At 70.8% G+C, this 24,591-nt stretch carries 22 protein-coding genes and 1 pseudogene; 13 read left to right on the top strand and 10 right to left on the bottom strand.

What is annotated here, in order from left to right; all coding sequences use genetic code 11:
* Positions 1 to 23 precede the first annotated feature (23 nt).
* Genes FXF52_RS10210 through FXF52_RS10200 form a run of 3 tightly spaced genes read left to right on the top strand, consistent with a single transcriptional unit; the run spans position 24 to position 2,244 of the window.
* A complete protein-coding gene (locus tag FXF52_RS10210; protein WP_222870469.1) occupies positions 24 to 773 on the top strand; it encodes a LamB/YcsF family protein in 750 nt (249 codons plus the stop codon).
* A complete protein-coding gene (locus tag FXF52_RS10205) occupies positions 770 to 1,387 on the top strand; it encodes an allophanate hydrolase subunit 1 (RefSeq protein ID WP_148795801.1) in 618 nt (205 codons plus the stop codon). Before FXF52_RS10210 ends, FXF52_RS10205 begins: the two co-directional genes overlap by 4 nt.
* Entirely contained in the window at positions 1,384 to 2,244 is an 861-nt protein-coding gene (locus FXF52_RS10200; protein ID WP_148795799.1) for a biotin-dependent carboxyltransferase family protein, read from the top strand. Before FXF52_RS10205 ends, FXF52_RS10200 begins: the two co-directional genes overlap by 4 nt.
* Positions 2,245 to 2,345: 101 nt before the next feature.
* Here FXF52_RS10200 and FXF52_RS10195 read toward each other — a convergent pair whose 3' ends face one another.
* The 6 genes from FXF52_RS10195 to FXF52_RS10170 form a co-directional block, all read right to left on the bottom strand.
* Positions 2,346 to 3,161 (bottom strand): hypothetical protein, encoded by an 816-nt coding sequence (locus FXF52_RS10195; RefSeq protein WP_148795797.1) that lies wholly within the window; start codon positions 3,159 to 3,161, stop codon positions 2,346 to 2,348.
* Positions 3,158 to 4,513: a hypothetical protein gene (locus FXF52_RS10190; protein WP_148795795.1), complete on the bottom strand. Its 1,356-nt coding sequence runs from the start codon at positions 4,511 to 4,513 to the stop codon at positions 3,158 to 3,160. The genes FXF52_RS10195 and FXF52_RS10190 overlap by 4 nt, the downstream gene beginning before the upstream one ends.
* A 512-nt stretch (positions 4,514 to 5,025) precedes the next feature.
* Positions 5,026 to 5,961: a replication-relaxation family protein gene (locus FXF52_RS10185; RefSeq protein WP_148795794.1), complete on the bottom strand. Its 936-nt coding sequence runs from the start codon at positions 5,959 to 5,961 to the stop codon at positions 5,026 to 5,028.
* Positions 5,954 to 7,225, bottom strand: a complete 1,272-nt coding sequence (locus FXF52_RS42945; protein ID WP_255471841.1) for a DUF2637 domain-containing protein — start codon at positions 7,223 to 7,225, stop codon at positions 5,954 to 5,956. Before FXF52_RS42945 ends, FXF52_RS10185 begins: the two co-directional genes overlap by 8 nt.
* A gap of 1,224 nt (positions 7,226 to 8,449) precedes the next feature.
* A complete protein-coding gene (locus tag FXF52_RS10175; protein WP_148795966.1) occupies positions 8,450 to 9,112 on the bottom strand; it encodes a YceI family protein in 663 nt (220 codons plus the stop codon).
* A gap of 419 nt (positions 9,113 to 9,531) precedes the next feature.
* The gene (locus tag FXF52_RS10170) at positions 9,532 to 10,275 is read right to left on the bottom strand and encodes an IclR family transcriptional regulator (protein WP_148795793.1); all 744 of its coding nucleotides are present in this window, start codon (positions 10,273 to 10,275) and stop codon (positions 9,532 to 9,534) included.
* A 49-nt stretch (positions 10,276 to 10,324) separates the two neighbouring features.
* Between FXF52_RS10170 and FXF52_RS10165 the strand changes: the two genes are divergently transcribed.
* From FXF52_RS10165 to FXF52_RS10145, 5 genes are read left to right on the top strand one after another with little or no spacing between them, the layout of a single operon-like run.
* Entirely contained in the window at positions 10,325 to 11,647 is a 1,323-nt protein-coding gene (locus FXF52_RS10165; RefSeq protein WP_148795792.1) for an aromatic acid/H+ symport family MFS transporter, read from the top strand.
* The gene (locus FXF52_RS10160; RefSeq protein WP_148795791.1) at positions 11,644 to 12,762 is read left to right on the top strand and encodes a cupin domain-containing protein; all 1,119 of its coding nucleotides are present in this window, start codon (positions 11,644 to 11,646) and stop codon (positions 12,760 to 12,762) included. Before FXF52_RS10165 ends, FXF52_RS10160 begins: the two co-directional genes overlap by 4 nt.
* Positions 12,759 to 13,589 carry a fumarylacetoacetate hydrolase family protein gene (locus FXF52_RS10155; protein WP_148795790.1) on the top strand — a complete coding sequence of 277 codons (831 nt, stop codon included), beginning with the start codon at positions 12,759 to 12,761 and terminating at the stop codon, positions 13,587 to 13,589. Before FXF52_RS10160 ends, FXF52_RS10155 begins: the two co-directional genes overlap by 4 nt.
* The gene (locus FXF52_RS10150; protein ID WP_222870468.1) at positions 13,586 to 14,173 is read left to right on the top strand and encodes a maleylpyruvate isomerase N-terminal domain-containing protein; all 588 of its coding nucleotides are present in this window, start codon (positions 13,586 to 13,588) and stop codon (positions 14,171 to 14,173) included. Before FXF52_RS10155 ends, FXF52_RS10150 begins: the two co-directional genes overlap by 4 nt.
* 16 nt (positions 14,174 to 14,189) lie before the next feature.
* Positions 14,190 to 15,362 (top strand): FAD-dependent monooxygenase, encoded by a 1,173-nt coding sequence (locus FXF52_RS10145; RefSeq protein ID WP_148795788.1) that lies wholly within the window; start codon positions 14,190 to 14,192, stop codon positions 15,360 to 15,362.
* A gap of 189 nt (positions 15,363 to 15,551) precedes the next feature.
* Here FXF52_RS10145 and FXF52_RS10140 read toward each other — a convergent pair whose 3' ends face one another.
* Positions 15,552 to 17,642 (bottom strand): prolyl oligopeptidase family protein, encoded by a 2,091-nt coding sequence (locus FXF52_RS10140; RefSeq protein ID WP_187413417.1) that lies wholly within the window; start codon positions 17,640 to 17,642, stop codon positions 15,552 to 15,554.
* Between the two features lie 222 nt (positions 17,643 to 17,864).
* On the opposite strand from FXF52_RS10140, the gene FXF52_RS10135 reads away from it, so the two are divergent.
* Both FXF52_RS10135 and FXF52_RS10130 read left to right on the top strand, forming a co-directional pair.
* On the top strand, positions 17,865 to 18,404 hold the full coding sequence (locus FXF52_RS10135) for a DUF3558 family protein (protein ID WP_148795784.1): 540 nt from the start codon (positions 17,865 to 17,867) through the stop codon (positions 18,402 to 18,404).
* Between the two features lie 52 nt (positions 18,405 to 18,456).
* Positions 18,457 to 19,896 carry a hypothetical protein gene (locus FXF52_RS10130; RefSeq protein ID WP_148795782.1) on the top strand — a complete coding sequence of 480 codons (1,440 nt, stop codon included), beginning with the start codon at positions 18,457 to 18,459 and terminating at the stop codon, positions 19,894 to 19,896.
* 132 nt (positions 19,897 to 20,028) lie between these two features.
* Here the strand turns inward: FXF52_RS10130 and FXF52_RS10125 are convergent, their stop codons facing one another.
* From FXF52_RS10125 to FXF52_RS10115, 3 genes are read right to left on the bottom strand one after another with little or no spacing between them, the layout of a single operon-like run.
* Positions 20,029 to 20,277: a DivIVA domain-containing protein gene (locus FXF52_RS10125; protein WP_148795780.1), complete on the bottom strand. Its 249-nt coding sequence runs from the start codon at positions 20,275 to 20,277 to the stop codon at positions 20,029 to 20,031.
* On the bottom strand, positions 20,274 to 21,470 hold the full coding sequence (locus FXF52_RS10120) for an FAD-binding oxidoreductase (RefSeq protein ID WP_148795778.1): 1,197 nt from the start codon (positions 21,468 to 21,470) through the stop codon (positions 20,274 to 20,276). The genes FXF52_RS10125 and FXF52_RS10120 overlap by 4 nt, the downstream gene beginning before the upstream one ends.
* The gene (locus tag FXF52_RS10115) at positions 21,467 to 21,742 is read right to left on the bottom strand and encodes a hypothetical protein (protein WP_148795777.1); all 276 of its coding nucleotides are present in this window, start codon (positions 21,740 to 21,742) and stop codon (positions 21,467 to 21,469) included. Before FXF52_RS10115 ends, FXF52_RS10120 begins: the two co-directional genes overlap by 4 nt.
* A gap of 250 nt (positions 21,743 to 21,992) precedes the next feature.
* Here FXF52_RS10115 and FXF52_RS10110 point away from each other — a divergent pair, with 250 nt between their 5' ends.
* The 3 genes and pseudogenes from FXF52_RS10110 to FXF52_RS10100 all read left to right on the top strand — a co-directional run bounded on the left by FXF52_RS10110 (position 21,993) and on the right by FXF52_RS10100 (position 24,568).
* Complete coding sequence (locus FXF52_RS10110; protein WP_187413416.1) at positions 21,993 to 23,237, top strand: helix-turn-helix transcriptional regulator; 1,245 nt, start codon at positions 21,993 to 21,995, stop codon at positions 23,235 to 23,237.
* 11 nt (positions 23,238 to 23,248) lie between these two features.
* Entirely contained in the window at positions 23,249 to 23,746 is a 498-nt protein-coding gene (locus FXF52_RS10105) for a flavoprotein (RefSeq protein ID WP_255471832.1), read from the top strand.
* 96 nt (positions 23,747 to 23,842) lie between these two features.
* Positions 23,843 to 24,568 (top strand): annotated as a pseudogene (locus tag FXF52_RS10100) (transposase).
* Positions 24,569 to 24,591: the final 23 nt, after the last annotated feature.

Below are 24,591 nucleotides of genomic sequence, written 5' to 3'. Positions count from 1 at the left end.
GCATGACCGGCACGACCCCAGCCGTGGACCTCAACGCGGACCTGGGCGAGGCGTTCGGCATCTGGCCGATGGGCGACGACGCCTCGCTGATCGACATCGTCACCAGCGCCAACGTCGCCTGCGGCTACCACGCGGGCGACGCCTCGAGCATGCGCCGGGTCTGCGCCATGGCCGCCCGGCGCGGCGTCTCCGTGGGCGCCCAGGTCGGCTACCGGGACCTGGCCGGCTTCGGGCGGCGCTTCATCGACGTCGCCCCCGAGGAACTGACCAACGACGTCCTTTACCAGATCGCCGCCCTGGACGGCATCGCCCGCGCCGAGGGCACCCGGGTCCGCTATGTGAAGCCGCACGGCGCCCTGTACAACGCCATCGTCACCCACGAAGAGCAGGCCGCCGCCGTCGTCGCGGCGGTACGGGCCGTCGAGCCCGCGCTCTCGGTCTACGGGCTGCCGGGATCCGCCTGGTTGCGCCAGGCAGCCGACGCCGGTCTCCAACCGGTGGCCGAGGCGTTCGCCGACCGCGCCTACACCAGCAACGGCACCCTGGTCTCCCGCCGGCTGCCGCACGCCGTCCTCCACGACCCCGACGTCATCGCCGCCCGCGTCGTGCGGATGGTGGTCGAGGGCACCATCGAAGCCGACGACAACACCGTCATCGAGGTCGCCCCCCAGTCGATCTGCGTACACGGCGACACGCCGGAGGCCGTCGCCATCGCCCGTGCCGTACGCCAGGCCCTGGTGGCCGCCGGCGTGACCATCGAGGCCCGCGCATGAGTCTGCGGGTCCTGCCGTACGGCGAACGCGCCCTGCTCATCGAGGTCGCCGACCACCACGAAGCGCTGGCGCTGTACGACGACATCCGGCGCGAGCCCCCCGCGGGCATGGTGGATCTGGTGTCCGCGGCGGCCAGCGTGCTCGTCGTCTTGGATGACGAGGAGTCCGCCGCCGCGGCCGCACCGACGCTGCGGAGCAGGAGCATTCCTCCGGTGGACCGGGGGGTCGGCGCCCTGGTCGAGGTGCCCGCCCGCTACGACGGCGCGGACCTGGACGAGGTCGCGGCCACCCTCGGCATGTCCGTGGAGGAGGTCGTTCGGCGCCACGAAACCACGGAGTACGTCGTCGCCTTCGTGGGCTTCGCCCCCGGATTCGCCTACCTGACCGGCCTGGATCCCGCCCTGCACATGCCCCGACGCGACGTGCCCCGTACCAGAGTCCCCACCGGGTCGATCGCGATCGCCGGCGAGTACACCGCCGTCTACCCACGGGAGTCCCCCGGTGGCTGGCGCCTCCTCGGGCACACCACCCTCGAGATGTGGGACCTGGACCGGGAGCCGCCCGCCCTGCTCCAGCCCGGCATGCGCGTACGCTTCCGGCGCGTGACGCCATGACGGGCGGCACTCTGGAGATCGTCCGGCCCGGCCCGTTGACCACCGTCCAGGACAACGGGCGGCCCGGCCTCGCCCGGCTCGGGGTGAGCCCGTCCGGCGCCTGCGACCGGCCCGCCTACCAGCTCGCGAACCGGCTGGTCGGCAACACGCCGAACGTGGCCGCCCTGGAAGTGACCCTAGGTGGCCTGGTCGCACGGTTCAGCCGTTCCTGCTGGGTGGCCGTCACCGGCGCCCCTGCCCCGGTCGTCTCGGCGGGTCGGGCCTGCGCACCGTACGGTCCGGTCTTCGTCCCCGCAGGCGGCGAGCTGAAGATCGGCGTCCCGGCCGCAGGCCTACGCAGTTACCTGGCGGTCCGGGGCGGGATAGCCGTGCCCCCCGTGCTGGGCTCCCGCTCGACCGACACGCTCACCGGAATCGGACCAGCGCCGCTCCAGGCCGGCCAAATCTTGCCGATCGGCGACGCGACCGCAGGCCCGGTAGCCCCGATCGATCTGGTACCGCTGGCTCCCCTTCCGCAGGAGCCAGTGATCGAGATCCAACCCCTCCGCCGGCCTGGGTGGTTCGCCGACAACGCCCTCGACGCGTTGAGGGACAGCTATCGGGTCAGCCCCGACACAAACCGGATCGGGATGCGGCTGCAGGGAAACGTGATCGAACGAGCGCGCGAGGACGAACTCCCCAGCGAAGGGCACGTCGCCGGGACCGTCCAGGTCCCGCCGTCCGGGCAGCCGGTCATCTTCCTCGCCGACCATCCCGTAACTGGGGGCTACCCCGTTCTCGGAATCGTGCGCGCGAGATCCCTGCCTCTGCTGGCGCAGGCCAGGCCTGGGCAGAGGTTGCGGCTGCGTGTCACCTGAACGTGCGCCGCCGCCGTGCACAACCGCGCCGGTCTGGCAGCCCAGACCTGGCCCCGGGTTGATCCCCGCACCTCACAGCTCGCGGTAGTGGTACCTCCGCGTCAGCCGGGTACGGCCACCCGCTGCTCCGGGGTCGGCTTGCCGGCGCCCGGGAAGTGCACCTCGGTGTCTGAGGCGAGCACTCCGTAGTGTCCGCCCGAGGTGTATCCGGTGAATCGGATCGTGTAGGCGTCGCTGCCCGTCGTCGGGGTGACCGCGTGCGGCACCAGCCGGCCGCAGGACGCGGTGTGCCCGGGCCCGTTCCCGCTCGGTGAGGTGGCGGTGAGGGAGTAGTCCTGTTCGCCGGCGTGGCTGACGCGACAGGTGATGGTCAGGCTGAGCGGCTCACGCGAGTCCTGGAGCCATGGGCCGCCGTCGAGGAAGAAGGGCTCGACGAAGACGTACGGGTTGAGGTAGTAGCCACCGCTGTCGTTCTTGCGCAGCCGTTGTGTGCAGAAGCGGAAGTTTCCCTTCGTCTTGCCGCTGCGCGAGACGTACACCTGCTGGCCGGCTTGGAGGGTGCAGGTCTGCGACAGCAGGGTGTAGCCGCGGGGGAATTCTGGGGCGGGGGTGGCCCTGGCGGCCGGGGCCGGCGGCGGAGCGGCGGCCGAGCCGGCCCACGCTGTCGCCGTGGTGCGCGGTTTGGGTGTCGGGGAGGCGCTCGTGGCCAGGTTGCTCGGCGTGGGGATCGCCACAGCGGCGGCACTCGTCGTCGGCGCCCCGGTGGGCGCCGTCACCGCGACGGTGGGTGCCGGGGTGGCCCAGACGGTGCCGGCAGCACCGGGTCGGGCGCAGGCGGCAACACCGGTGGCGATCAGCAGCAGCGCCAGTACGCCGCACCGGACGAGCGGACGGCGCCGCCGGGACGGAGTGCTCATCGCTGCAGCGTCGCGGTTGCGTAGCCGTCCGGGTAGAACTGGTAGTAGTCGCGGTACCGGACGGTGAAGGTGGTGGTGCCGCGAGGCAGCGCGTAGGTGAGGGTGTATCTGCCGCTGGCGTCCAGCTTGCCGCGCCAGAACTCCCGCTCGGCCCCGCCGTTGGTCGACGCGGTGATCCACCAGTAGTGGTCGTCGCCGATGGGCGAGCTCCAGGTCACGGTGAGCTGCGCGGTGCTCTTGTCTTTGCCGGTCCCGACCTGGGCGGTGACGGCCAGGTCGGTGACTGGTGGTGTCGGTGGGTGCGCCGGCCCGAAAGAGTGCAGCAGCTGAGTTTCCTGGTAGGGGTCGGTTGAGGTGACCGCCCAGACTCGGGTGCCGGCCTGGTTGACCAGCAGCGTGCCCTCCCAGAGGTTGTCCCCGCTGCGGAAGTCGACGGCGTACGTCGGGATGGTGCTGCCCTTGCCGTAGAGGTAGACATCGGCGTCACCGGTGGCGGTCGAGGAGCGGCCGATGGCGACGGTGGAGCCGTCCCCGGACCAGGCGGCGTCCTGCGGATAGACCCCGCTGGGATACACGGTGGCGTCGGCGAGGTCCGGCAGCCGGTACGAGTGGTGCTCGTACGGGTGGCCGACCGTTTCCACCACCTCGGTGCCGTCCGGGCTGACGGCGTAGTCGATGAGGTTGCTGCCAGTGTTGTCCCGCCGGGCGACGATGGTCGGGCTGGCACCGGACACGTCGATGAGGTACGTGGTGACCGGCGAATACCCGGTGTCACCGGCGACGAGGAGCCCGGGCGCGCCGGGGCTGGCGTCGATGATCGGGTGGTAGTTGGGGCCGCCGGTGTAGACCACCGGCGGGGTGCCGGGCGCGGACCAGACCAGCAGGCCGCCGGAGCCGATGCCGGCATTGATGAACCCGCCGACGATCTTGCCGCCGGTCGGTTCGACGGTGTACACGCGGGCGCCGGTGGGTGCCGGGTAGCTGGCGATCATAGTAAGCGTGGCGGCGTCCAACGCGATGATTCGGTTGAAGCCCTGGGCCGCGTACAGGATGCGCCCGTCGTCGCTGAGGACGAGGTCGGAGATGTCGGCGACGGCCGTGACCTTATTCAGTAGTCGGCCGTCGAGGTCGGTCACCACCAGCGGCAGGCCGGCACCGATTCCCTGGGCGATGTAGAGACGCCCGCGCGGCTCGTCAAGCTCGATGGCCCGCAGGTCGTTCACCGGCAGCTGCACGCCGACACTCTTCACCGGGGCCGTCTGGGCGGCAGCCGGCCCTGCGGACAGCAGTTCCCCGGCACTGAGCCCGATCGTCGCGAACATCCCGGACGCCAGTAGTTGACGACGCCGCATGGCCCCTCCCCTGGTCGGCCAGCCGCCGTACCGACGGCAGGCGAAACCCGGGCTCGCCGCTGGCAGTGTTGCCTCGCGAACGCCCGCGGCCCGCCAGGCGGTGGGCCAAACGGGCACTCGAGCGGGACCTCGTACGCCACGAGGCCGCCTCCTCAGAGACAGAGCTGCCCGCGACCTGTCGGGTCGCGGGCAGCTCATCGATGGAATGGGGACGAGCGTGCGCAGCGGCGGTCGTCCCCGGAGTGGGCTTCCGTGGCCGCCGCTCACGGGATCTGTCACGTCGAATGGTTAGGCGAGTGCACGGGCGGCGTTCTGTCATAGAGGGCCGCCGCTGACAGTTTGTGAAGGCCGTCGAGGTTTGCTGCCTGCCCTGATGGCAGGACCTCTCCGCGCTGTCCTCTACGGGATGGGTCGTGCGGCGGCGACGGTCGCTGCCCGGATGGCTGGGCGGGTGGGCATTCGGTGGCGTGTGGCCACAGGTTGCGCAGCGGGCCACCTGCTCGTACGGCCCATCATGCCGCCCGCCCATCCGGATCCGGCACGGCGAGTGTGGGGAACTCGTTGTCGTGGTCGGTGTCGGTGTAAGGAAGAGCGATTAGCCGGTGGCGACCGGCCGTGCGGCCGGCTATTTGCCACAGCTGCTCGGCCGGGCTGGCGCCGGTCGCCGTGCGCAGCTCCACCGTGGTGGTGGCGATGATCGCCTCCAAATCGACGGCAGCGAGGCGGTGGTGCAGGTTCAGCTCCCGGCGGGCGGAGGGTAGGTGGAACAGGACCGGCCATGCCCAGGTGCTCATGCTGTACAGGCGCTCGTACTTGGCGATCTTCTCGGTGAGGATGTCGAGGCGTTCGCGGCCGGTGTCGTACTCGAGGAAGAACGGCACGGACCGTCCGTGCTCTGTCCACACCCCGGCGCCGTCGGGGCGGGGCAGTCCTGCCGGTCGGACGATCATCTGCGGGTTGTCGCCCTCCCGGTAGAACACCCCCGGGGTGTGGAAGGCGGAGGCGGGCTGCCACCGGTCCAGACTCGTGTTGGGGTGGATACGGGCATGGGTCGCAAGGTCGATGAAGACCTGGTTGCCGCCGAGTAGGTGCGGCAGGTCCGGCCGGGCGGTCAAGGACTGTTTGCGGCGGCGGGCCTGGTCCCGGCGTGGTGGTCCGAGTCCGCGTTGGGCGTGGACGTGGTGGTAGCCGAGTTGGTCCAGGACGTAGTGGTACGGGTAGGAGCCGCCGTCGGGCTTGTTGGGTCGGAAGCGGTCTACCGCCCGCACGGTGGTGAGGCGGCGTAGCCGGCGTTGGGCGAAATCGAGGGATGGGAACAGGGCGGTGGCGATCTGGTCGGTGGTGAGGACGCCGTGGTCGTAGAGCCAGCCGAGGAGGCGGTCGTCGCGGGCGGTGATGCTGGCCTGCAGCCGCAGCAGGGGGTCCGCAGCGGGCAGCGGTTTACGCATGGGCGGCCCCTCGGGGGGACACCCAACACATGGGGTGTGTCTGGAACCGATCCGGGCCGGTAAAAGCGGGCCTGACCTGGGCTGTCAGGGGGGTCAGGGGGTCGGTTCGGGGGTCAGCATCAAGACGGACAGTGAAACGGAGATCTACACCGACGCCCACACGGCCAGCCACACCGTAACCGTGGTGTGAAAGGACGTGTGATGCGGGCCGGTGACAACGCGGGCGGGACAGGTTGGGCTCGATGAACTGGATCAGCATGCTTGTTGCTCCTTGATCAGGTGGATGGTCGGGTGGTGCGTGCACTGGCCGCCCCGTCATGGCGGGCGGGCCGCGTGTGCGTTCTGACAGGTCGGGCCAGGTTCTGACAGACGGCCGGCTTCCTGACAGACGGCGGGCTTCCTGACAGACACGCGCTGCCCGGGGACGGCGTGGTCTGACAGGAGTCGCAGGTGATGGTTCGTCAGGCGGCCTCATGTGACGAATCCGGCGTGGGTGGGGTGGTCTCAGCGCGCAGGACGCGCACGAGCGCTGAGGCGGGGGCGTTGGACAACTGGTGCCCGTCGGCGCGTAGCTGTCCGCGAGTTCCTTGCGGGACAGCAGCGTCCCCTCGGCGGAGAGGGCACGGGCGGCGGTCCGCGCGGCCGGGACCAGCGCGGCAATCTCCGGACCGCGGTCCCGGACCGGCGTAGCGCTGTCGGGCCGGTCCGGGACCGCCGGTTCCTGGTCCGCCAGAGCGGGGACCGCGGTGGTGCGGTCCCGGACCGCGGTGGTGCGGTCCCGGACCGCGGTGGTGCGGTCCCGGACCGCGGTGGTGTTGGCGGGGACCGGCGGCCGCGGTCCGGGGACCGGCTCGCGGCGGTCCGGGACCGCGGCGTCAACGATCAGCGCCGGTCCTGGCTCGGCCCGCATGCGGGCAGTGCGGTCGGGTGGGGCGGGATCGGCGCGGCCGAGAGCGATCTTCACCATCGTCAGGAAGCCGAGCGCCGGCAGCGCGGCGGCAACCCAGCCGATGACGGACGCTTCCGCCTCCACGACCTGGGCGGCGAGGGACAGGAACACCGCGACTGTCAGTACGATCGCGGGGAAGGCGACGCTTTTGCCGAGTCGCCGGTTTCGGCGCAGTTCCAGACCGGCGGCGATCGAGGTCAACTCCAGGACTACCGCGTCGGCCCAGGCGAGCGGGCCCGGCTGGCCGTGTGCCGCCGCGACGTCATGGACGTGACGGAACGAGGCCGCGCCGGCAGCGCTGCCGATCAACAGCATGATCAGCACCTGTATCCAGTTTTCCAGCCGCTCCCGCCTTGTCGGCCCCCCGGCGGGCGGGTCAGGGGATCGCTGCTCAGGTGTCGCCAAGGGCCCACCACCTGTCGACACGTGCCTCGCGTGAGGCCTTGGATTGCGTCGTCGTGCGCAGGCGGACCGGGAAAGCATCCGCCGTTTTGGTTGGGTTGATGTGGGTTGAGGTCATGTTCGTGCTCCAGCTTCGTTGGTAGGGATTTGAGATACGGCGATGTGGGTGCCGCCCAGGTCGCGCCCGCCGCTCAGGGGCAGGTCTCAGGCAGGCGCGACCCGGCCGGGTGACACCGGCCGGGCGGACCCTCGTACGCACAGGGGTTGATATGCGTCACTGTGGTCGAGTCAACGAACACGCCAGACCCCGCGCAGGGGCAGGCACCAGGGCAGCAGACGTCGCCACAACCCGCACAGCAGGCTGCGGTCAACAGACGGACACAGGGCAGACGGACAAGCCGAGCCACGACGGTCAGGACTCTCGCCACTGGCAGCGCTCGACAAGCGCCACAGTGGTGCGGCGGCTCAACTCGCCGACGGACGATCCTTCACATTGGCCTCCCATCTCTCGGCGTTCCCGGCGTCGTCGGCGCATCAAGAGCAGGCACCCCGTGCTGGGAGTGCCTGCCCCGCGCTTTTGTGGCCGACCACGCCAGCTGGCGGTGCGGGGACGTCTATCCAGTACGCCCCGGGACCACTCGTCGAGTCAACCCAAATCCCGCGCGGATCGGCCATCCAGTCTTGACGCCACTGTGGTGGAGTATTGATCAGGCCCCGTTCATTGTCCGTTCGTTCCCACCTGATCGCCGACGAGAAACCGAGAAACGGTCACGGCGCGGGACAGTCATTTCAGCAGGTGGACGGGTGCTCAGGTGGCTGGTGCCGCCCGTAGGCAGGACAGCTCCCAGTAATCGCGTTCGGTGGCAGGACGGCTCGGGTACCGCAGCCGTCAGGTACACCCGATTGGCCGCCATTATCTGGTCAAGTCATGGGCTGTCGGCCAACGCCGCGAACCTCGCCCGCTTCTCCGGATCGGCGCCGGCGCCGCGGGAAGCTGCTCTCATCCATATGTGCGCAGTTCATCAAACCGGCACAGTGGACCGTCAAGGTCGCGGCAGTAGATCTGCTACCGACCGATGGCTGGACTGTCTGCCGCACCGCTTCGCCGACCGCTGTCCGTGATCGGCCCGGAGTCGGTCAGGGCTGGCGAATCGCCTCGCCGGCAATTTCGATCCGTACGTTCTTGCCAACGAGGACGCCCCCGCTGTCGAGAAGTACGTTCCACACCAGCCCGTAATCCTCGCGGTCGATCTCCGCTGTCGCGCTGAACCCGAAGATGTCCTGCCCGTAAGGGTCGCGGCGTGCGCCGCCGAACTCCACTTGGAGGTCGACCGGTCGGGTGATCCCCTTGACTGTCAGTTCCCCGGTGAGCACGAACCGTCCTGTTGTGGACTGTGGTGGGATGTGGCTGGCTTCGCTCCGGCGGCCCAGTCGGCTACTCCGCAGGCGAGCCCAGTAGAAGATCGAGTCGTTGTTTCCGTGCCATTTGATCCCTGTGCTGCGGTACTCCAGCGTGGGATACCTCTCCACATCGAGGAAGTCGGGGCTGCTCAGGTGCGCGTCGCGGTCGGGGTTGCCCGTGTTGACGGTCGCCGCGTGGATGGTCGCGCTCACCGAGGATGCCAACGGGTCCTCGGTGACGTCGATCCGGGCGGTCGCCGCGCCGAACTCACCGCGTACGGGACTCACCATCATGTGGCGGGCCAGGAAGCCGATCCGCTTGTGCGCCTGATCGAGAAGATAGGTGCCGGCGGCCGGGATGGTGATGCCATCCCAGGACCGTGTGGCAGGACCGGTCATGGTTGTGTCATCCCCCGAATTGCTCTTGGGTACTACCAGCGTTCTGCTGCGGTTCGCGGAGTCCGCCGGAATAGTCGGACGCATACCCCTTGGCCAGCATAGGAGGTAGCTCTGCCCGCCTCCTGAACCCAGCTAATGACGACCATGACTGGCTACCTGGGATGTGTCCCGGTCGTCAGCAGTGCCGCCTTCCGGCCAATCCCCTTTCAGCGAAAGGCTTTTCGCCGCCGGTGGATCCAGCCCAATCGTCGATGGGGATCGAATCGAGGCGACGTCGGAGCCTCATTGGCGCAGGCCGCGAGCGTGAAGATTCTCACCGCCGAGGAGGGGGCGGGCAGCGTGACTGCCGGCATGGGGATTGCTTGGCGTGCCCGGCTCGTCGCGTTGCGCGTACTCACTGCGGTCGCCACCGCAGCGGCTCAGGATCGCCCGGCGAGGTCGTTCTCGATCCGCGTCGCGGCGGCCGTCATGGCGGCGATCCAGGTCGGTAGCTGGTGACGGTCGAACCGCGCGGTCGGGATGGCGAGGGAGATCGCCGCCTCGGGCGCTCCAGAGGGCCCACGAACCGCCACGCCGAGTGCCGTCAACCCGGCCTCGGTCAGTTGGTCGTTGATCGCGAAGCCACGCTTGCGGACCAAGGTCAACTCCCGCCGTAGCTTGGGTATGTCGATCCCGTCCACGTCCTCGTACAGCGCTCGCACCTGGTCCGGCGGGAGCCCTGCGAGGATCGCCTTGCCGCCGGAGGCGAGGTGCGCGGGGAGGACCCGGCCGGCCCGCTCGCCGACCCGGAGGATCCGCGCGCACTCGACGGTGGCGATGAAGCGCACCTCCGTTCCGGCCAGGATCACGAGGTTCGCCGACTCCTGCACCAGGTCGACGAGGGCGTTCAGGTGAGGGGTGGAGACGCGGCGTAGCAGCGCGACCGGGGCCTCGGATCGCTGCGCGGGGCGGAGCACGGGCCCGGCCGTGTAGGTGCGGTCCGGCCGCTGGGCGGCGAAGTCTCGGTAGACCAGCATCGCGAGCAGCCGGTGGGCGGTCGACACGGAGACGCCGAGCCGTTCCGCGGCGTCGGTGACCCGAAGCATCCCCTCCTGCTGCAGGATCTGGGCCAGGTGCAGCGCATGATCGACCGAGTCGATGGCGTAGACCGGCTTATTCTTCACAGCAGAAAACAGTATCCCGCCTCACAGAAGACGCCGACGATCGGTGGGTATGACCCCCACCACCACGCACCCCCAAACCCGCAGGTCGGCGGCGCTTGTGACCGCCCTCTGCTGGGTCATCGTCGTCTTCGACGGATACGACCTCATCGTCTACGGCACGGTTCTCCCCCGCCTGTTGCAGGAGCCGGGCTGGCATCTCACCAAGGCGGGGGCGGGCCTGCTGGGCAGCCTCGCCTTCGCCGGGATGCTCGTCGGCGCCGTCTTCGCCGGGGCCCTGGCCGACCGACTCGGCCGCCGCACAACGATCATCGCGTGCACCGCCTGGTTCTCCGTCTTCACCGCACTGTGCGCCGTGGCCCCCAACCCGGAGGTCTTCGGTCTACTCCGGCTCGTCGCCGGGCTCGGCCTGGGCGGGCTCGTGCCCAGCGCCAACGCGCTCACCGCGGAGTACGTGCGCGTCCGTAACCGGTCGATGGTGTCGACCCTGATGATGTCCGGCATTCCGATCGGCGGGGTCGCGGCGTCGCTGGTCGGTATGCAGGTCCTGCCGTCGTTCGGCTGGCGGGCAATGTTCGTGATCGCGCTGCTGGGCGGGCTGGTCGTCGTCGCCCTGGCCGTCCGGTTCCTACCGGAGTCGCCGATCTGGCTGCGCACCCGCGGCCGCACCGACGAGGCGGCGGCACTTGAGGCCCAGTTCGGGATCGATCCCCAGCACGAGGCGACTCCCACCGGTGAGACGCGGCAGCCGCTACGCTCACTGCTGCGCCCACCGTTCACCGTCAGCACCGTGCTGTTCTCGCTGGCCACCGTGGCGACCCTCTTCGCCTGGTACGGACTGGCCACCTGGCTGCCCCAGCTCATGCGGGAGAGCGGATTCGATCTCGGGTCGGCGCTGACCTTCCTGCTCGCCCTCAACCTCGGTGCGGTGCTCGGCTCGCTCGTCACCGCGTACGCCGGGGCCCGGTTCGGCCCGGTGAAAGCCGCGGCGTTCGCGGCGGCGGTGGCGGCGCTCGGTCTCGGGGTGCTGCTCAGCCACCCATCGTCCGGCGTCGGCTACCTGGCGTTGGTGCTCGCGGGCGTCGGCACGCACGGCACGCAGTGCCTGATCATCGCCGCGGTCGCCAACCACTACCCGGCGCGGCTGCGCGGCTCGGCCCTCGGCTTCTCGCTCGGCTTCGGCCGGATCGGCGCCGTGGCGGCACCCCAGGTCGGCGGCTGGCTGCTCGCGGCCGGGCTGGGCGTCGACTCGAACTTCCTAGCCTTCGCGCTGGCCGCCGCCGTCGCGGGTTTGCTGCTGTTCGCCTTCCCGCGCCGGATGCACCAGGCGCACACCCCCGCAACCGACCTTGAGCCGGAAGGAGCCACGGCATGACCGAATCACCGGTCACCATCACCGCCACCGACGACCCGGGCCAGCCGGTCCGCACGCCGGAACTCGAGGAGCTGTACCGCGGGTTCGAGAAGGAACTCCTCGTCCCGCTCTGGACCGAGATCGGCGACCTGATGCCGGCCCACCCGCATTCCCACGCGCAGCCGTACTGCTGGCGGTGGAACAGTCTGCTCCCCCTGGCGGCTCAGGCCGGTGAGCTGGTCCCGGTCGGCCGGGGCGGCGAGCGGCGGGCCATCGCCCTGGCCAACCCGGGCCTGGGTGGCCGGCCGTTCGCCACCCCGACCCTGTGGGCGGCCATCCAGTACCTCAACCCGGGTGAGGACGCGCCCGTGCACCGGCACACCCAGAACGCGTTCCGGTTCGTGGTCGAGGGCGAGGGCGTGTGGACCGTCGTCAACGGCGACCCGGTCGCGATGCGCCGCGGTGACTTCCTCCCGCAGGCGGGGTGGCACTGGCACGGCCACCACAACCGCACCGACCGGCCCATGGCCTGGATCGACGGCCTGGACATCCCGTTGCAGTACTACGCGGACTCGACCTTCTTCGAGTTCGGCCCGGACGAGGTCGAAACCCGGGACGCGCCGGAGCGCTCGTATTCGGAACGGCTGTGGGCGCACCCGGGACTGCGTCCGCTCACCCAGCTGCAGCCGACCCCGGCCACCCCGCTGCTGGCCTACCGGTGGGAGCACACCGACCGGGCCCTCACCGAGCAGCTCGCGCTGGAGGCCGAGGGCTACTCCGCCACCGTCGAGCCCGGGCACGCCGCGGTCCGATACACCAACCCGACCACCGGCGGCGACATCATGCCGACCATCCGTACCGAGTTCCACCGCCTCGCCCCCGACACCGGGACCGCGACTCGCCGCGAGGTCGGCTCCTCGGTCTACCAGGTCTTCCAGGGCAGCGGCCAGGTGACCGTCGGGGCGGCCTCCTGGACGGTCGAGCGCGGTGACCTGTTCGTGGTGCCGTCCTGGCAGCCGCTGACTATCACCACCGACGGCGGACTGGACCTGTTCCGGTTCAGCGACACGCCTGTCTTCGAGCGGCTCCACCAGGACCGCGTCCAGATCGACAACCGGGAAGGGATCATCCAGTGAAGCTCGCCACTATCCGCGCCGCCGAGGGCACCCGCGCCGTCCGCCTTACTGAGGACGGGTACGTCGACCTCGGGTTCACCGACGTCGGAGCGCTGCTGGCCCAGCCGGACTGGCCGGCGCTGGCGGCGGCGAGCGGCGGTGCGACGTACCCGGCCGGCGGGGTCGAGTTCGCGCCGGTCGTACCGCGTCCCGGGAAGGTGCTGTGCGTCGGCCTCAACTACCGCAACCACATCCTCGAGATGGGCCGGGAGCTGCCCGAGTACCCGACGCTGTTCGCCAAGTTCGCCGAGGCGCTCATCGGCGCCAACGACGACATCCAGCTCGCGCCCGAGTCCACCGCCGTGGACTGGGAGGCCGAGCTCGCCGTGGTGATCGGCCGGCCCGTACGCCGCGCCGACGAGCAGGCGGCGGCCGACGCGATCGCCGGGTTCACCGTCTGCAACGACGTGACCATGCGGGACTGGCAGTTCCGCACCAAGGAGTGGCTGCAGGGCAAGACGTTCGAGGCCACCACGCCGCTCGGACCGGTCCTGGTCACGCCCGACGAACTGCCCGGCGGCGTCCGGCCGGCGCTGACCCTGACCGCCGCCGTCGACGGCGAGACGGTGCAGAAGGCGGACACCTCCGATCTGGTGTTCGACCCGGTCGCGCTGGTCCGGTACGCCTCGACGATCATGACGCTGCGGCCCGGCGACGTCATCGCCACCGGCACCCCCGGCGGCGTCGGCCACGCCCGCAAACCCCCGCGCTACCTCGCCGACGGCACCACCCTCGTCACCGAGATCCAGGGCATCGGCCGGCTGACCAACGTGGCCCGGGCATCATGACCGCCCGGGACTGGATGGAGCAGGGCACCAAGCTGTTCCTCACCGCTGTCGACCTGCTCAGCGACCAGGAGCTCGACAAGGCGACCGACCTGCCCGGCTGGAGCCGCCGCCACGTGATCGCCCACGTGCACCACAACGCCGAAGCGCTGCGGAGGCTGGTGCACTGGGCGGCCACCGGCGAGGAACGGCGGATGTACGCGAGCCCGCAGCAGCGCACCGCGGAGATCGAGGCCGGCACCCGGCTGCCCGCCGGCGAACTCCGCACCCTGGTACGACGGTCGTCGCGGGCCCTGGCCGAGGAGTTCGACGCGCTCTCCGCACAGGCCCTCACCCACGAGGTGGTGACCGCCCAAGGCCGCACCGTGCCGGCCAGCGAGATCCCGTGGATGCGCGCCCGCGAAGTCGCCATCCACGCCGTCGACCTGAACGCCGGGATCGGCTTCGACGACCTGCCGGCCGGCTTCACCGCCGCCCTCGCGGTCGACGCCGTCCGCAAGCGGGCCGCCGGCGGCGAGGCCACACCGCTCGCCGCGTGGCTGACCGGCCGAACGCCCCAGGCACCGACCCTCGGCCCCTGGCTGTGACGAGGAGGAGACGACCATGAGCTCAACCATCACCATCGTCGGCGGCGGAATCGGCGGCCTGGCCAACGCGTACGCCCTCGCCAGCGCCGGTCACACCGTCCGCGTGCTGGAACGGGCGGCGGAGTTCGCCGAGGTCGGGGCCGGGCTGCAGATGGCCCCGAACGCCACCCGCATCCTGCGCCAATGGGGGCTGCTCGACGCCGTACTCGAGCGGGGCGTCGTGCCGCGTCGGTTGGTCTTCCGGGACGCCGTCGACGGCGCGGAGCTGACCCACCTCGACCTGGGCGCGGACTTCGTCGAGCGCTACGGCGCGCCGTACGTGGTGATCCACCGCAGCGACCTGCTGGACATCCTCGTGCAGGCCTGCCGACGGGTGGGCGTCGAACTGCTGCCCAACACCCGGGTCGACGACGTGGTCACCTCCGCGGACGCGGCGGTCGTGGTCAGCGAAGCCGGTGAGTTCACCAGCGACCTCGCGCTGGCGGCCGACGGCCTCCGCTCCACCCTGCGCGGCAAACTCAGCGACGACCAGCCGATCGCGTCCGGGTACGTCGCCTACCGAGGAGCGTTCCCCCTCGCCGAGATCGACGTCGAGCTGAACCAGGACGCCCTGCAAGACGTCGTCGTGTACCTGGGCCCCGGCTGCCACCTGGTCCAGTACGCGCTGCGCAGCGGCGACATGTTCAACACGGTCGCCGTGTTCAAGTCCGCCGCCTACGACCGAGGCGAGGAAGACTGGGGCAACCCCGACGAGCTGGAATCGGCGTTCTCGGGCATGTGCCCGGATGTGCGCCGAGGGCTGCGATCGCTGTGGCGCACCCGAAAATGGCCGATGTACGACCGTTCCCCTATCCCGACGTGGGTGGACGGGCGGCTGGCGCTGACCGGGGATGCCGCCCATCCGATGCTGCAGTACCTGGCGCAGGGCGCCTGCCAGGCCATCGAGGACGCGTACGCGCTCGCGGTCGAGGCTGGGAAGACGGTGGCGTCAGGTGGGTTGGACTGGGATGTCGCGCTGCGTTCCTACGAGGCGGTGCGGTCGGAGCGGACGGCCCGGGTGCAGACGTCGGCCCGGGTGTGGGGGGACATCTGGCACGTGGATGGGGTGGCCCGGCTGCTACGCAACGAGCTGTTCCGTGACCGGGCGGCCGACGACTACAAGCACATCGACTGGCTCTACGGCGGGTGAAGCCGCTCGCGCCATGGGACAGCTGCGGAGCCTGCCCCTCCGGATCGTTCCGCATTGCGGGCATAACCATCCGAAACGAACGGGGGCTTGACATTTCCGGGTGTGCGAATCCCGCTCGATCTCCCTCCAGGATGTCCGGATGCAGAAGTCGCGGATGTGGGGCCGCATCAGTATGGGCGGCCTGGCAGCTCACCAAGGCCCGGTAGCACCTTGCGCAGCCGCCTCCCCGGCCTGACGCGGTAGGGCAACGTTCACCGGCTCGGTCAACGTCCGCCAGAGGAACTCCAGCGCCAGCGCCGAGATGAAGGCGCGCTGCTCGTTGTTGGCGGCGGCACCGTGCCCGCCTTCGACGTTCTCGTAGTAGGACACGTCGTGGCCGTGCTCGCGCAGCCGGGCCGTCATCTTGCGGGCGTGCCCCGGATGCACCCGGTCGTCCCGCGTCGAGGTGATGAACAGGACCGGCGGGTACACCGCCCCACTGCGGATGTTGTGGTACGGCGAGTACTCCCGCAGGTAGGCCCAGTCCTCCGCCCGGTCCGGGTCGCCGTACTCGGCCATCCACGAGGCACCGGCCAGCAGGCGGTGGTAGCGCCGCATGTCCAGCACCGGCACATGCGCGACGACGGCGCCAAGGAGCGACGGGTAGCGGGTCAGCATCACCCCCATCAACAGCCCGCCGTTGCTGCCACCCTCGATGCCGAGCTGCGCCGGCGCGGTGATCCCCCGTGCGACCAGGTCGGCCGCCACCGCGGCGAAGTCCTCGTACCCCCTGGGCCGGTTCTCCCGCATCGCGGCGCGGTGCCACTGCGGGCCGTACTCCCCGCCGCCCCGGATGTTCGCCACCACGTACCTGCCGCCCCGGGCCAGCCAGCCCCGGCCGATCACCCCGTCGTAGTGCGGAAGCTGGGGTACCTCATACCCGCCGTACCCGGTGAGCAGCGCCGGCCCGGCGGGCGCGTCCGGCTCCCCCACCACGAAGTACGGCACCCGCGTGCCGTCGGCCGAGATGGCGAAGAACTGCCGTACCGCCAGACCCTCGGCGTCGAAGAACGCCGGCTCCCGCTTGAGGGTCTCGACCGCGCCGCCCACCTGCCCGAGCCGGAGCGTCGCCGGCTGGAGGAACCCCGCCGAGGCGAGCAGGTAGTCATCGCCGAGGTCCGGGTCCGTCTTCACGATCCAGCTGTGCTCGTCCTGCGGCACCCCCGCGAGCGGCTCCCGCCGCCACTGTGTCTCGCCCGGTGTCAGCACCTCAAGCCGGCTCCGCACGTCGGCGAGGGTGGCCAGGATCAGATGGTGCCGCGTCCACACGTAACCGGTGAGCGCCGTGCGGGCGCCGGGTTGGAAGAGCACCGCCATCTCCCGCGCACCGGTGAGGAACGCGTCGAAGCGGGCCGCCAGCAGGGCGCCGGCAGGATAGGTCACCTCGCCCACCGTCCATGGCGAGCGCAGGCGGACGACCAGCCATTCCCGATGTACGTCCAGATGGGCGTCCTCCGGCATGGGAATCCGGATCCGTTCGCCCGCCTCCGACAGCAGGTAGGTCTCCTGGCGGTAGAAGTCCAGGCCGCGACCCACGAAGTCGCGCTCGAACCCCGGTGTCGGGTCGTGCCAGGCGACCACGCCCACGTCCTCGGCGCGACCCTCGTAGACGACCTCAGCCGCCGCCAGCGGCGTGCCCCGCCGCCACCGCTTGACGATCCGCGGATACCCGGACCTGGTCAGCGAACCCGGCCCGAAGTCGGTGCCCACGTAGACGTGATCGGCGTCGATCCAACAGACGCGGCTCTTGGCCTCGGGAAGCGTGAAGCCGTCCGCGACGAAGGCCCGCCGGACGACGTCGAACTCGCGGACCACCACCGCGTCCGCGCCGCCCCGGGACAGACTGATCAGGCAGCGCCGGTAACCGGCGCGCAGCACCGTCACGCCGCGCCAGACCCAGTTCTCACCCTCCTCGGCGGCCAACGCGTCGACGTCGAGCAGCACGTCCCACTCGGGCTCCGGCCGCCGGTACTGTTCCGGGCTGGTCCGGCGCCAGAGCCCACGGGGATGGGCGGCGTCCTGCCAGAAGTTGTAGTAATAGCGATCCCCACGCCAGCCCGGATAGGGAATGCGGTCCTCGGCGTCGAGCACCTGCCGGATCTCGTCCCGCAGGGCAACGAACCGCTCGCCCCTGGCCAGCGCGGCCACGGTTTCCGCGTTGCGGTCCCGCACCCACCCGGCGGCGTCCGCACCATCAAGATCTTCCAGCCAGAGATACGGGTCATCGCCCTCATCGCGCACGGTCGCCACCTTCGCCACTATCCCCGACGAGTGCCCCGCATCCCTGCGTACCTGTCGGCATGGCGACTCAGGCTGCCCGGCTCCAGGCAATGCCGGTGCCTCGTGCGCGGCTCGCTCGTGGACGCGTAGGGAAATCCCCGATTCCGCGACGGCCGGGAGCCCATACGGTTCGGCTGTGGTCCGGTCTCAAGACCGCAGCGATCCCCCTGGAAGGAACCTCCAGTGCGCCGACTGATCCTGCCCGCGGCCTGCGCGGCCGTGCTCCTGCTCGCCGGCTGCGGCGGCTCAGACGACGGCGCCCCACCGGCGAGCGGCGACCGCGCGGCCCCGGCGACCGACACGCCCACGGCGGATGGTTCCGCGACGGGCACCCCGCCGAGCGACGCACCGGCCGCCCCGACCGTTGACGCCTGCTCGCTGGTGACCAAGAAGGAAGCCGAGCAGTTGGCCGGGACGAAGCTGCAGGATGCGGTGCCGGTCCGCGAGACGTGCACCTACACCGGGCCGGTCACCGGGCCCACCGCCCAGGTGGAGGTGTTCGTCGGCGACGGCGCCAAGAAGTTCCTCGACATCGAACGCGAACTCGGCCACGACCTGAAGCCGCTGCCCGGCGTGGGTGACGAGGCGTACGCCGAGGACGGAGCGGTGTTCGTCCAGGCGTCGGGGGTCTGGTTCTCGATCCGGCTGGTCCGGCTCGACGACCCGGCGAAATTCCGGCAGCCCCTGGCCGACCTGGCCAGGACGGCGGCCGGGCGCATCTGACCCCGACCGGCGCCGCCCGGTCCCCGCACGCAGCCGACCGGGGAGGAATCCGATGCCTCAGCCCGCCCGCCGTACCGTCGCGGCGCTCGCCCGCCGCGCCGCCGCCGCTCTCGTTGTCGTCCTGGTGGCCGGCTGCGCGGCGGGCGGCAGCCGGCGTGCGAGGGACTGGTCGCGGCCCACGGACGCGGCCTCGGCGGTGGCCGCGCGCAGCTACGGGTACGGTCCGGTCCGGAACGGTTCCGTCACCTACCAGCCCGACGTGGTCCTGATCGACGGCGGGCCCGGGGTGATCCGGTCCGCCAGCGCGGACGGCGTCGTCTGGACCCTCGCGGGCGACGCGCCGGGCGTGGCCGACCTCGCCGTCGGAAAGGTCATGTACGCGACGAGCCGGGCGGTGGGCCGGGTCGCGGATCTCCGGCAGACGGGCGGGGACGTGGCCGTCACCCTCGCCCCGGTCGGGCTCACCGACGTGTTCCGTGACGCCCATTTCGTCGACGACCGGGAGATCGGGGACGCGGAGGCGTTCCTGCAGGAGGTGCCGGAACTCCCGGCGGCGTCGGGCGTGCCCGCCGACCCGAAGCGAACCCTGAAAGGGGCTACGGTGCCGATCGGCTACCGCCTCGGCTCCGATGGCCAACTTCCCCCGGCGAAGACCGCCCGGACCGCCACGGTCACGGTGGGTGACTGGGAGGTGCAGCCGTACCGGGGCGGGGGCGTGCTCGGCCTGAAGGTCGGCCGCAAGCAGAACGACAATCTCAAGTTCTTCGCGGACTTCTCGCTCAAATACCGGAGCCTGCGGGTGCGCTCGGACGTCCGGGTCGCCGGCGGGAAGGTCGACAGCAACTCGACCTTCGCCCTGGAGGGGATCGAGAGCGTCGCCATGGACATCGCCGCCGGGGCGGCGAACGGGTCGGCCGACAACAGGAAGATCCGGGTGGAGGTGCCGATCGAGATCCCGCTGCCCATCCCGGGCGAACCGCTCGTCTACGTCACGAGCTGGAAGTTCGTCGCCAGCACGGCGATCAGCGGGAAGAACAGCACCGTGAAGGCCGGCGGTGAATGGCGGTTGGACGGCCCGATCGGTGTCATCGACGGAGTGCTCAAGGGACCGAGCCTGAGCGTCAAGCGGAGCATCATCGACTCGATCACCGGGCTCTCCGTCGGGGCCAGCGGGGCGGTGTTCGCCGCCGAAACGAAGGTCCAGTTCGGCATCGGCATCCCCGCCGCCTTCGCCGGCCCGTACGCCAAGGTGGTCTTCTCGGTCGGCATCACCAACGGCTCGGCCCTCGGCGCCCCGCTGGCCCGCTGCATCGGAGCGACCCTCGACGGCAAGGTGGGCGGTGGGTTCGGCGTGTCGGCGTCCTCGGAGGCCCTGGACGCGCTCCAGAAACTGTTGCCGAAAAAGATCAAGTTCAAGCTCGAAGGCGAGAAGCTGAAGCCCTTCTACCATCGGGACCAGACGCTGCCGCCCGTCTACTTGTGCGGCGCCTGACCCGCCTGCACGCTCCCGACGCCCCGGCGGCCTCGATCCAGCCGTCGACCGGCCAGAGCGACCGGCTGGCCGGTGCGGCCAACGGGAGCTGCGACCCGTCCAGCATCGCCGCCTCGGGACGGCCGGCCACGGTCAGGAGCCGAGCCTCCGTGCCGCCTCGGCCGACTGCCACCTCCGCAGGGCGTCCTTGATCCGTTGGTTCTCGGCACGCGCCTCGTCCCGCTCGCCCGTGCGCCGGTGCAGCTCGTAGGCGAGCCGGTGCAGCAGCGCGTCGACCTCGTCGACGCGGTAGCCCCGCCTGGCTGTCGGAAGCCGCAGCGTGGCGATCCGGTCAGGGGTGAACGGGCCGCGCAGGGCGTGGCGGCTGCGGTAGACGGTCATCGCCACGGGATCCGTTCCGGCAGGTGGATCCGCTCGCCGGGCACCCCGGCGGCGAGCAGCCGCAGCCGCGACCCGGCCAGCATCGCCGGCGGCCCGCACACATACACCGCCTGGTCGGGGCGTAGATGGTCGAGGGCGACGGTGAGCGCGTCGCCCCGCTCTCCCGGCTCGGCGAGCGGGTCGTGGGAGAACGCCGGCACGATCGTCAGCCAGTCGTGGCGCAGCTTGTCGAGGGTGACCGCGTCGTACAGGCTCTCCACCGAGCGGGCCCCGACGACCAGGGTCACCCGCCGGCCGCCCGGGTCGGCGGCGACCTGCTCGACCAGGGCGCGCAGCGGCGCCAGCCCGGTGCCTCCGGCCACCAGCAGCAGGTCACCGTCGACCAGGCTCAGCCCGGTGTCGACGGGCGGGCCGAGGTGCAGCAGCTCGCCGGGGCGTACCTCGTGCACCAGGCTGGTGGAGACGGCGCCGCCGGGCACCGCGCGGACGTGCAGCTCGACGGTGCCGTCCGGGCGTGGCGCGTTCGCCGGGCAGAGCCAGCGCCACTGCCCGGGCCGGCGCGGCGTACACACCGGCACCGCCTGGCCGGGCCGGAACGGCAGCCGCCGCCACGGCCGTACCGTCAGGATGGCGACGCCATCGCAGGCCCGGTCGTGGCCGATGACCTCGGCCGGCCACCAGGCCAGGCCGTCGCCCATCCGCGCCGCGGCCCGCTCGACCTTCTGCCACGGCACCGCGGCCGGTAGCGCGCCGTCGATGACGGCGGCGTGCGCCGGGCGCAGGCCATAGCGACGGTACGCGCGGCCGAGCACCGCCAGCAGCGCCAACCTGTTGGGGCGGTCGCCGGCTCCGCTCGCAAGCTGGTGCAGCGCGGCGTGGAGCAGCGGCGCCTCCCGCTCCGGCAGCAGGCCCGGGCAGCGGTCCTCCACCGCCTCCCAGAAGCGCGCGACGCTCCGCTCGTGGTGCCGTTCCAGGACCCCGAGCAGGTAGTCGACCGCGCGCCGGTGCTGCGCCTCCGACCAGCCCAGGCGCGGGACCTCGCGCTCGCCGCCGGTCGCGCTGGTCAGCGACCGCGCCAGGTGCGCCTTCAGGCGGTCCCAGTCCACCGCGATCAGGTACGGGGACAGCTCCGCGTCCGCCGCCACCAGGCTCAGCCAGCGGGCCACCGCCTCGCGTGCCTCCGGCTCCGTCATCGTGTCTGGTCCTTGGCCTGGCCCTGCTCCTCGGCCTCGCGCTGGTCCCCGACGAGGCCCGCGGTCAGCTGCTCGGCGGTGAGGCCGGCAGAGTCGAGGGCGGCGTGGCCCCCGCGGGCCAGGCGACACGGGTACGGGAAGCATTCGCTGCGGCAGAGCAGGCCGTGCGGCCAAGGCTCCGGCGCGTGGACGCGGACCGCCCGCGCGGCGAGAGCCAGGTCCTCATCGGTGACCGGGTTGAGGACGGAAAAGTCGGCGAGTACGGCGGACATCGTTGGGCGCCTCCGGCGTCGTGGTGCGTGGAGCGGCACCAGGGCGGGCGGGGACGGCGGATCCGCGACGGGGGACGCGGAATCACCGGAGCCCAGCACCCGCCCCGGGCCATGCACCCAGCCTCGGCGAGGAGCTGACCAGGAACTACAGCGTCGAAGGGGCCTGTGTGACGCAGAAATGAGGCGTCTGCGTGCCCACGCGATCAACGGGGTGTTACTACAGTTGCGGCAGAACGGAGGGAGATCGGGCGTGGCCCTGAAGCGACACCGGCTCTGTCAGCGGCGCAAGGCTCTCGGGTACAGCCAGGAGCGGCTGGCCGACATCCTCGGCGTGGAGCGGTCAACCGTCGTGCGCTGGGAGAACGCCGAGACTGATCCGCAGCCATGGCACCGAACCCGAATCGCCGCTGCCCTGGGAGTTACGCTCGAACAGTTCGATGACATGCTCGTCGACGTGTCAGTGGCAACGCATCGAGGGCAAGCCATGGGAGATGAGAGCCATCCTGCTTCCAGCGCTGCCCGGACGGAGCTGCTGAAAGGCCTCCGGATCTTCCTCACCAGCTACCTGGCGACCCCCGCTCGGCCGCCTCAGTCCCTTGTCGAGGTGCGGCGCTCTGTGGGCCGGGTGCACAACCTCTATCAGCGGGCGAGCTACACGTTGGCTGCTCGACTGCTGCCCGACGTGCTCAGCCAGGCGACGGAGCTGTCCAGGCGGTCGACCGGGCTGCATCGCGGGAGCGCTTTTCGGCTGCTCGCCGCCGCGTACATCGCGGCGTCGAAGCTTGCCGCCAAGGTCGGGGACCGCGATACCGCTCTGCTCACCGCCGACCGAGGTTCCACCGCCGCCAGGCTCGCCGACGACCAGGCGTTGGCGGCCGTCGCGGCGTACCAGGCAGCCTGCGCTCTCATGCGGCTGCCCGGGAGGGCGACCGAAGCCGAACAGGTCCTGTGGAGCAGCATCGACCGCTTGGCATCTACTGGGCCTACGACGGATCCTGATCTGCTCTCCGCTCACGGAGCCCTGCTGCTTCGGGCCGCAATAATGACGGCTGGACAGGGCAAGCCGAAGGATGCAGCTCGGTTCCTGGCGCAGGCCGAGGGGCTGGCAACGACGCTCGGCGCCGACCACAACCGGCTGTGGACCGGCTTCGGTCCGACGAACGTTGTCATTCACGCGGTCTCCGCTGCGGTCCGAGCGGGGAATGCGGATCAAGCGCTGGAGATCGGAACGCGCCTCGACACCTCGCGACTGCCGACGGTGCTGGTCGGCCGAAGGGCACAGGTTCATGTCGACCTGGCGGCAGCGGCGTTGATGTCGGCTGGCGACAGGTCGATATCGGTGCTGCATCTGCTCGAAGCCGAGCGGGTCGCCGCCGAGGTGGTCCACACCAACGTGCAGGCCCGCACCCTTTTACTCGACCTGCTTGCAAAGGAGCGACGAGTGACGACGCCGGGGCTACGGCCGCTCGCAGAGCGGGCGGGGCTGCTCGCATGACTCAACGAGGCTTGCTGGCTCTGGTCGTCTGCGCCGCGCCTCCCGTGCTGCGCATCGGCGAACTAATTGAGCTGTTGCAGGAGGACGGCTGGGCCGTCTGCCTTACCGCTACGCCGACCGCGGCAACATGGATCGACCGAGAGGCATTGGCCCGGCAGACCGGCTATCCGGTCCGGTTCGAGTGGCGCATGCCCGGGGATCCGGAGCTGCATCCTTCGGCGACCGCCGTAGCCGTCGTGCCGGCCACGTTCAACGTCATCAACAAGTGGGCGCAGGGGATCAACGATAGCCTCGCGCTCGGCATCATCAACGAGGCGCTCGGCGCAGACGTGCCGGTCTACGCGTTCCCGAACGTTAAGCCACAGCTTGCCGCCCACCCGAGCTATGACCGTCATCTGCGACTGCTTTGGAAGGCGCACGTCATCACGGCACCGCTGTCGCCCGATGTGGACTGGCGGGCGGTGGTGTCCCTGCTCCAAGGCCACACGCAAGGCCCTCCTGGCAGTTAGAGATCGTTTCAGGCGGAGACCGAGCTTTCAGTCGTGGACGGCGCGGAGAGGCAGACCGGGCCTGACGGTCGCGGACGGCGACCGGGGCCGCGGGACATGGTTGTAGACCGATGTGGCGTGCGTGCGAGGCAAATCGTTGACGGGCTGTGGGAGCGGGCTCGGGCCGCTGATCCCGGCTCGTCCAAGCCGGTTTCCGGTACCCGGGACGGTTGGCTCGTGATGTCCGAGCAGCCCTGGTGGGGTCTTGTTCATGCTGCGCACCGCGGTCCCGTGGCAGCAGCTGCCGACCTCGGCATTTGGGGTATCCGAATCCACGTGTTGGCGGCGGCTTGCGCGCTGGCAGAGCCGGGGTGCAACGGCTTCTGCACGAGGTGCTTCGGGCCGAGCTCCGCGCCATCGGCGCCCTGGACCTGGCGTACGCGATGGTCGACGCCACGCACGTACGGGCGCCCAAAGAGGGACTACGTCGGGCCGAGCGCGGTGATTGGGGTCAGCCCGGCAGCGAGCACCTCCTGAATCGACAGGAACGGCACGCCCCGGGCGGTGACCCTGGCCTGCGGGAACTGCTACGAGCTCGCCCAGCTCGTCCCTCTGGTCGACGCTATCCCACCAATCCGCGGGATCACCCCGGCCGTCGTCCCCCGCGGCACTGCCCACCGCTCCGGCCGCGGCAACGACGATGGGTCGTTGAACCTAGCTTCGCCTGGCTACATGCCTTCAAACAACTCCAAACCCCCTACGAACGCCGTCGACATCCACCAGGCCCTCCTGAGCCTGGCCTACGCAGCCATCTGCCTGCGAAGACTCCACAACTCAAACTGAAACGATCTCTAACTGGGCGTTTC

It is taken from the genome of Micromonospora sp. MP36, assembly GCF_008119785.1.
GTDB lineage: Bacteria > Actinomycetota > Actinomycetes > Mycobacteriales > Micromonosporaceae > Micromonospora.
Note: the sequence above shows the minus strand (reverse complement) of the source record. Positions and strands in the feature narration are given on the sequence as shown.

Bases quoted from the DNA above. Each gene is read 5' to 3' on its own strand.
- FXF52_RS10175 (WP_148795966.1), bottom strand. From the start codon at position 9,112: ATGACCGGTCCTGCCACACGGTCCTGGGATGGCATCACCATCCCGGCC.
- FXF52_RS42945 (WP_255471841.1), bottom strand. From the start codon at position 7,225: ATGCTGTTGATCGGCAGCGCTGCCGGCGCGGCCTCGTTCCGTCACGTC.
- FXF52_RS10205 (WP_148795801.1), top strand. From the start codon at position 770: ATGAGTCTGCGGGTCCTGCCGTACGGCGAACGCGCCCTGCTCATCGAG.
- FXF52_RS10185 (WP_148795794.1), bottom strand. From the start codon at position 5,961: ATGCGTAAACCGCTGCCCGCTGCGGACCCCCTGCTGCGGCTGCAGGCC.
- FXF52_RS10125 (WP_148795780.1), bottom strand. From the start codon at position 20,277: ATGACCGTCTACCGCAGCCGCCACGCCCTGCGCGGCCCGTTCACCCCT.
- FXF52_RS10190 (WP_148795795.1), bottom strand. From the start codon at position 4,513: ATGCGGCGTCGTCAACTACTGGCGTCCGGGATGTTCGCGACGATCGGG.
- FXF52_RS10200 (WP_148795799.1), top strand. From the start codon at position 1,384: ATGACGGGCGGCACTCTGGAGATCGTCCGGCCCGGCCCGTTGACCACC.
- FXF52_RS10165 (WP_148795792.1), top strand. From the start codon at position 10,325: ATGACCCCCACCACCACGCACCCCCAAACCCGCAGGTCGGCGGCGCTT.
- FXF52_RS10150 (WP_222870468.1), top strand. From the start codon at position 13,586: ATGACCGCCCGGGACTGGATGGAGCAGGGCACCAAGCTGTTCCTCACC.
- FXF52_RS10195 (WP_148795797.1), bottom strand. From the start codon at position 3,161: ATGAGCACTCCGTCCCGGCGGCGCCGTCCGCTCGTCCGGTGCGGCGTA.
- FXF52_RS10145 (WP_148795788.1), top strand. From the start codon at position 14,190: ATGAGCTCAACCATCACCATCGTCGGCGGCGGAATCGGCGGCCTGGCC.
- FXF52_RS10120 (WP_148795778.1), bottom strand. From the start codon at position 21,470: ATGACGGAGCCGGAGGCACGCGAGGCGGTGGCCCGCTGGCTGAGCCTG.
- FXF52_RS10130 (WP_148795782.1), top strand. From the start codon at position 18,457: ATGCCTCAGCCCGCCCGCCGTACCGTCGCGGCGCTCGCCCGCCGCGCC.
- FXF52_RS10160 (WP_148795791.1), top strand. From the start codon at position 11,644: ATGACCGAATCACCGGTCACCATCACCGCCACCGACGACCCGGGCCAG.
- FXF52_RS10115 (WP_148795777.1), bottom strand. From the start codon at position 21,742: ATGTCCGCCGTACTCGCCGACTTTTCCGTCCTCAACCCGGTCACCGAT.